This is a genomic window from Kitasatospora sp. NPDC056181 (assembly GCF_042266225.1).
Classification (GTDB): Bacteria; Actinomycetota; Actinomycetes; order Streptomycetales; family Streptomycetaceae; genus Kitasatospora.
The window spans coordinates 39,480-46,543 of the sequence record NZ_JBHJUK010000066.1; the positions used below are offsets into that span (position 1 = coordinate 39,480).

The 7,064-nt window shown below is 73.0% G+C and carries 3 protein-coding genes; all 3 read right to left on the reverse strand.

Annotation, left to right across the window (positions count from 1 at the left end; translation table 11 throughout):
* Positions 1 to 157: 157 nt before the first annotated feature.
* Complete coding sequence (locus ACFC1F_RS24010) at positions 158 to 1,486, reverse strand: PLP-dependent aminotransferase family protein (RefSeq protein ID WP_376161145.1); 1,329 nt, start codon at positions 1,484 to 1,486, stop codon at positions 158 to 160.
* Between the two features lie 110 nt (positions 1,487 to 1,596).
* A complete protein-coding gene (locus ACFC1F_RS24015; RefSeq protein ID WP_376161147.1) occupies positions 1,597 to 2,925 on the reverse strand; it encodes a cysteate synthase in 1,329 nt (442 codons plus the stop codon).
* A 137-nt stretch (positions 2,926 to 3,062) separates the two neighbouring features.
* Positions 3,063 to 7,064: amino acid adenylation domain-containing protein (locus ACFC1F_RS24020; RefSeq protein ID WP_376161149.1), on the reverse strand; the 4,002-nt coding region annotated here is incomplete at its 5' end.

The following is a 7,064-nucleotide window of genomic DNA, read 5'->3' on the forward strand; positions in this document are numbered from 1 at the left end:
GGTGAATGGACGATCGTCAGGGAATTCGTCGAGAGATCGGGGGCGGGGGATCGCGGGGCGTTGGGACCGGGGGCGCGGGATCGGGGGCGTGGGACCGGGGGCGCGGGTGACGGCGGCCGGTGCGGTGGCCGCCGCCCCGGTCAGGCTTCCGGCCGGGTCAGGCCGCGCCTTGCGCCTGCTTGCGCACGAAGCCGGCGAGCCTGTCCAACCCCTCGTCGATCTCCTCGGGCAGCAGGTGGCTGAAGGACAGGCGCATCACGCTGCGGGGCTCGGAGTCCGCGTAGAAGTGGTGCAACGGCGTCCACAGCACGTGGTGCTCGCGGGCGCTCCGCTCCAGCAGCTCGTCGCTGGTGGCGAAGGGGACGTTCAGGAGCAGGAAGAAGCCGCCCCCGGGGGAGTTCCAGGACACGCCCGGCACCTGCCCGGCGCCGAAGCGGGCGGCCAGGCCGTCCTGCATCAGCCGCAGGTTCCCGAGGTACGTCTCCCGCTCGCGCTCGTTGGCCGCCCGCAGGCTGTGGCCGTGTTCGAGCAGCTTCCCGCCGATGACCGCCTGGGCGATCGGCGAGGTGTTCACCGTCGTCATGCTCTTGATCTTCGCGAGCTGGTCGGCCAGCAACCCGGCCCCGCCGTCCGGCCCGGTGACGCGCTGGTCGGCGACCGCGTAGCCCACCCGGGCGCCGGGCAGCCCGGTCTTGGCGAACGAGCCCAGGTAGACCACCCGCCCCTCGGAGTCGAGGGCCTTCATCGTCGGCGGCCCGGCCGGGTCGCCGAACAGGCCGTAGGGGTTGTCCTCCAGCACCAGGAGGCCGAGCTCCGACGCCGCCTCCAGGGTCCGCAGGCGGTCCTCCCGGCTCATCCGCACCCCGGTGGGGTTGGCGAAGTCGGGCACGAGGTACAGGGCGCGCGGGCGCAGGCCCGACCCGCGGGCCCGGCGGACCACGGCGGCCAGGTCGTCCAGGTCGATCCCCGCGGCGGACTCCGCGACCGGAAGCAGCGGCATGTCCACGAGCTGCGCCGCCCCGTGCACCCCGACGTAGCTGGGGGTCACCGCCACGAGCGCGTCCTGCGGGCCGGAGCGCAGGGCCCGCAACGTCAGGTACAGCGCCTCCTGGCAGCCCACGGTGACCACCACGGACTCCGGGTCGACGACGAACCCCTCGTCGACCTCCAGGTGGGTCGCGATCAGTTCGTGGATGATGCCCTTGGTCCGCCCGTACTGCAGGAGGGTCCGCCGGACCTTCGCCTCGTCCCCGCCGAACCGCTCGGTCAGGTGCCGGCGGTAGGCGTCGATGTACCGGTGGATGTCGTCGACGTCGAAGTAGCCCTCGAAGGGGCGGCCGGCGGCGAAGGAGACCGCGTCCGGGTAGTCCTGTGCCACCTCGTTGAGGAAGTTCATCGACGCGCTCACCGGTGAGCTCAGCGAGTCGTGGAGGGTCCCGAGGTCGAGTCGCAGGGTCGTCGTGTGCTCCGTGGGCCGGTAGCTCATCGCTCCTGCCTCCTTTCTGACGGCAGGTGGGGGGCGGTGTCGGCCGGTGCCCCGGCCCCCGCCGACGGGAGCGGCCGCGGGCCGGACCCGTCCAGTGGGTGAGGGCGCACTCAGCACCCCGCCGGCGTGGGAGTGAGCGGCCACCGGCCGGACGCGAAGGAGTCCAGCACCGCGGCCGCGACCTCGTCCGGGGAGGCCGTCGGGCCGACCGACCGGATCCCCGCGGACTCCGGGGTCGCGCCGGCCCCGGGGGCCCCGCCGGCGGTGGTCGTGGCGTGCAGCCTGCGGCGCCCGCCACCGGTCACGTTGAGCAGGCACCTCGCGTCGCGCGGCAGCCGCCCGGACCGGACGGCGTCACGCAGCGCCGCCACGGCGACCGCCGCGGCCGGCTCGATGTCGATGCCCTCCAACTCCTCGAACATCGCGCGTGCGGACTGCGCCGCCGCGCGGTCGGCCACCAGGACGTCGCCCGCGGTGGCCCGCAGGATGTCCCGCACCCCGCCGTGGACGTCGTACGGAGGCGTCGAGTTGGCCAGCTCCGGCGCGTAGGGATCGGCCTGCGCGCCGCCGTCGGCCGGCCCCGGCTCGCCCCTCCAGGCCCGGCCGAGCGGTGCGAAGTCCGCGTTCTGGCACAGGAGCATCCGCGGGACCGACTGGCCGGCGGCGGCTCCGGACGCCAGGATCCGCTCGGAGGCCTCGTACGTGGCGATCGCCCCGGCGCCGCTTCCCACCGCCTGGACGTAGAACTCCGGGAGGGTGCCCATCTCCTCGAAGGCGGTCAGGGCGATGACACCCAGGCCGTCACGACGGGCGACGTTGCGGACGCCGCCCTCGGGGAAGAACCCGGGGGTCGAGGCGACGAGCTTCCGGCTGAAGTCGATCACGTCGTTGTACGTCGCGCCCCGGAGCGCCACCACCCGCACGTCCGCGGAGCTGCCACCGGCCGCGGCCACGACGGGCGCGGCCCGGTCCGGGACGACGAGCAGGCGCGGGACGCCCGGGCCGTGCGCGGCGGCGAAGGCGGCAGCGGTGTTGCCCGCCGACGCGACCACCATCACGCCCGCCTGCTGCGGGGTGCGGCCGAGCACCGTGTACGCCTCGAGCTCCTTGAAGGAGCCCGACACCATCCGGCAGCCCCGTTCGGGCCAGTAGCCGCTGAAGGACACCCAGAGGTCCGTCAGCCCCAGCTCCCTGCCGAGGCCTTCGCTGCGGTACACCGCCGGGCGGCTGGAACCCTCGATCTCGCGGCGCACCGGGAGCCAGGAGCGGTAGCGGAAGACGCCGGACGCCTCCGGGGCGACGGTGAACGACGACGTCGCGTACTCCGTACGCAGCAGGGCGCCGTCCCCGCACCGCGGGCAGCTCATGCGCAGCCCGTCGTCGGCACTGCGCCAGTCACAGCCGGTACACGCGATCAGATAGGGATCACCAGGATCCACGCGACGTTCCTTTCATTTCGAACGATGTCCTGCACGGCCGAGTCCGGGTGCGAGGCCGGGCCGGGGCGGGAGGCGGAGCCCGACATCGGCTCCGGCCCCGGCCCCGGGCCGCTCGGTGGTGACTCGGTTCTCTCCTGCTACCTGCGCATCGGCCGCAGTGCAGGCCTCGTCCCCTTCCGGGGGTCGAGCTTGCCCGTGAGGGTGGCGACGGTCGGAGCCTCGAAGAGGGTGCGGATGGTGAGTTCGACGCCGAGTTGCGCGCGGATGCGCGCGACCAGGCGGGTGGCCAGGAGGGAGTGCCCGCCGAGGTCGAAGAAGTTGTCGTCCACCCCGACCCGGTCCAGGCCGAGGATGTCGGCGAAGGCCGCGCAGAGCAGCTCCTCCTGGGCCGTGGACGGTCCGCGCCCGGTGGAGGCGGCGGCGTAGACCGGGGCGGGCAGAGCCCGCCGGTCGAGCTTGCCGTTCACGGTCAGCGGGAGGGCGTCGAGGACGACGACCGCTGCGGGGACCATGTACTCGGGCAGCTGCCCGGCCGTGAAGGCACGCACGGCCGAGGGCAGTTCGGCGGCGCCGTCGCGGCCGGCGGCCGGGACGACGTAGGCGACGATCCGCCTGTCGCCGGGGGCGTCCTCGCGGACGACCGCGGCGGCGTGGGCGACGGCGTCGTGGCCGGCGATGACCGCCTCGATCTCGCCGAGCTCGATGCGGAAACCGCGGATCTTGACCTGGTCGTCCGCCCGCTCGACGAACTCCAGGTTCCCGTCCGCCCGCCACCGGGCCAGGTCGCCGGTGCGGTACATCCGCTCGCCGGGGGCGCCGAACGGGCAGGCGACGAAGCGCTCGGCGGTCAGGGCGGGGCGGTTGAGGTAGCCGCGGGCGAGCTGGACGCCGGCGAGGTAGAGCTCGCCGGCGACGCCGGGGGCGACGGGCTGGAGGGAGGCGTCCAGGACGTGGACCCGGGTGTTCCAGACGGGGCGTCCGATCGGTGCGCTCGGCCCGGTGTACGCGGTCTCCCTCGTGTGGGGCCAGGCGGTGACGTCGATCGCGGCCTCGGTGGGCCCGTAGAGGTTGTACAGGCCCGCGCCGAGCAGAGCGGAGAACTGCTCGCACAGCTGCGCCGTGAGCGCCTCCCCGCCACTGAACACGGTCTTCAGACTGGTGCAGGACGCGGCGGCGGGCTCCTGGAGGAACACCTGGAGCATCGACGGAATGAAGCTCGCGACGGTGATCTGCTCGGCGTTGATCAGCTCGGCCAGGTAGGCCGGGTCGCGGTGCCCGTCCGGCTTGGCCACGACCAGGGTGGCGCCGCAGGTCAGCGGACCGAAGAACTCCCAGACCGAGACGTCGAAGCCGTACGGCGTCTTCTGGATCACCCGGTCGGCCGGGCCGACCCCGTACTCGGACTGCAGATAGACGAGCTGGTTGGCGATGCTGCGGTGCGAGAGCGCCACGCCCTTGGGGGTTCCGGTGGAGCCGGAGGTGTAGATGACGTAGGCGGGGTGTTCGGGCAGCAGGCCGGGCCTGGGGGCGTGTCCGGGGCGGTCCGTGAGCAGTGCCTGCGTGCCGGGGTCGTCCAGGACGAGGCGGGGGAGGTTCTCGGGCTCGGGGAGGAGGTGGCTGGTGGGGGTGTGGGTGAGCACGCACTGCGGGGCCGAGTCGCGGAGCATCTGGGTGATGCGTTCGGCGGGGTACTGCGGGTCGACGGGGACGTAGGCGGCGCCGGCCTTCACGGCGGCGAGCAGGGCGAGGACCATGTCGGTGGAGCGCTCCATGAACACCGCGACGCGGGACTCCGGGCCGACGCCCTGTTCGGTGAGCAGGTGGGCGAGTTGGTTGGCGCGGGCGTCGAGCTCGGCGTAGGTGAGGCGGGTTCCTTCGAAGACCAGCGCAACGGCGTCCGGGGTGCTTTCGGCCTGCGCGCTCAGCAGCTCAGGCAGCGTCGCCCCGGCGATCGGGCGGGCGGTGTCGTTCCACTCGACGAGCACGCATTCGCGTTCTGCGGCCGAGAGGATCTGGACCTGGCCGACGGGGTGGGAGGGGTGGGTGGTGACCGCGTCGAGGACCCGGACGAAGCGTTCGGCGATGGCCGCGGCGGTGTCGTGGTCGAACAGGTCGGTGGCGTAGCCGAGTTGGCCGTTGATGCCGTGCGGGCGGGCGTGGCCGTCGAGCGCCTCGCCGACGGGCTCGGGGAAGGGCTCGGCGACGGCTCCATCGAGCGGCTCGGCGAAGGTCTCGGGGAAGGGCTCGGCGAAGGTCTCGCGGAGGGTGAGGGCGAGGTCGAACTTGGCCGGGGGCTGCGGGCCGGGCAGCACGCTCGCCCGCAGGCCCGGGAGTTCGAGGACCGGGTCGGTGTTGTTCTGGAGGGCGAGCATGACCTGGAAGAGGGGGTGGCGGGCCATGGAGCGTGCGGGGGCGAGTTCTTCGACGAGGCGCTCGAAGGGCACGTCCTGGTGGGCGTAGGCGTCCAGGGCGCGTTCGCGGACGCGGTTCAGGACGTCGGCGAAGGTGGGGTTGCCGGAGACGTCGGTGCGCAGGACGAGGGTGTTGACGAAGAACCCGACGAGGTCGTCGAGGGCTTGGTCGGTGCGGCCGGCGACGGGGGTGCCGATGGGGAGGTCGTCTCCGGCGCCGAGGCGGGAGAGGAGGACGGCGAGTGCGGCCTGGAGGACCATGAAGACGGTGACGCCCTCGGTGCGGGCGATGTCGGCGATCCGGGCGTGCAGTTCGGCCGGGATGGCGAGGTCGATGCTGCCGCCGCGGTGGGTGGTCACGGCAGGGCGTACGCGGTCGAACGGCAGAGCGAGTTCCTGGGGCGAGCCGTCGAGGACGGAGCGCCAGTAGGCGAGTTGTGCGGAGAGGACACTGTCCTCGGTGGTGGTGTCGCCGAGGAGGTCGCGCTGCCAGAGGGTGTAGTCGGCGTACTGGACCGGCAGCGGCTGCCAGGTCGGTGCCTGGTGGGTGGAGCGTGCGGTGTAGGCGGTCGAGAGGTCGCGTGCGAGGGGGGCCATGGACCAGCCGTCGCCGGCGATGTGGTGGACGAGCAGGACGAGGAGGTGCTCGCGCTCGCCGGAGGGGAACAGCCATGCCCGGAACGGCATTTGCTGCGAGAGGTCGAACGCGTACCCGGCGGCCTGGGCGACTGCGGCCTGGAGGGTGGCGGGGTCGGTGGGGGTGACGGTCAGGATGTCCTGCAGCGCGTCCGTGTGGAGGATGTGCTGGTGGGGCTGCCCGTCGACGGAGGGGAACACGGTGCGGAGGACCTCGTGGCGTTCCAGCACGTCCCGTAGGGCGGCTTCAAGCGCGTTGTGGTCGAGGTCGCCTTCCAGGCGCAGGACGGCGGGGATGTTGTAGGTCGAGCTTGCTTCTTCGAGCTGGCCGAGGAACCAGAGGCGCTGTTGTGCGAACGAGAGCGGCAGCTGGTCGGGCCGGGTGGCTGCGGCGAGGGCGGGCCGGGAGGTGGCGGCGTCGGCCAGGGCGTGTGCCAGGGCGGCGACGGTCGGTGCCTCGAAGAGGGCGCGGATGCCGAGCTCGACACCCAGCACGGAACGGATCCGGGCGACCAGTCGGGTGGCGAGGAGGGAGTGCCCGCCGAGGTCGAAGAAGTTGTCGTCGACACCGACGTGTTCGACACCGAGGATGTCGGCGAAGACGGTACAGAGCAGCTCTTCTTCGAGGGTGGAGGGGCCGCGGCCGGTGGAGGAGGCCGTGTAGTCGGGGGTGGGGAGTGCGCGCCGGTCGAGCTTGCCGTTGACGGTCAGCGGCAGGGCGTCGAGGACGACGACCGCTGCGGGGACCATGTACTCGGGCAGCTGCTCGGCAGCGAACGCCCGCACGGCCGAGGGGAGTTCGTTGTCGTTGTCCTGGCCGGGTGCGGGGATGACGTAGGCGACGATGCGCTTGTCGCCGGGGGTGTCCTCGCGGACGATGGCGGTGGCGTGGGCGACGGCGTGGTGGGCGGCGAGGACCGTTTCGATCTCGCCGAGTTCGATGCGGAAGCCGCGGATCTTGACCTGGTCGTCGGCGCGTGCGAGGAACTCCAGGTTGCCGTCCTGCTGCCAGCGTACGAGGTCGCCGGTGCGGTACATCCGCTCGCCGGGGGCGCCGAAGGGGCAGGCGACGAAGCGCTCGGCGGTGAGGGC

What these genes read in the sequence shown, in the direction of transcription:
- ACFC1F_RS24010 (WP_376161145.1), bottom strand. Translation starts at nt 1,486, where the DNA reads ATGAGCTACCGGCCCACGGAGCACACGACGACCCTGCGACTCGACCTC.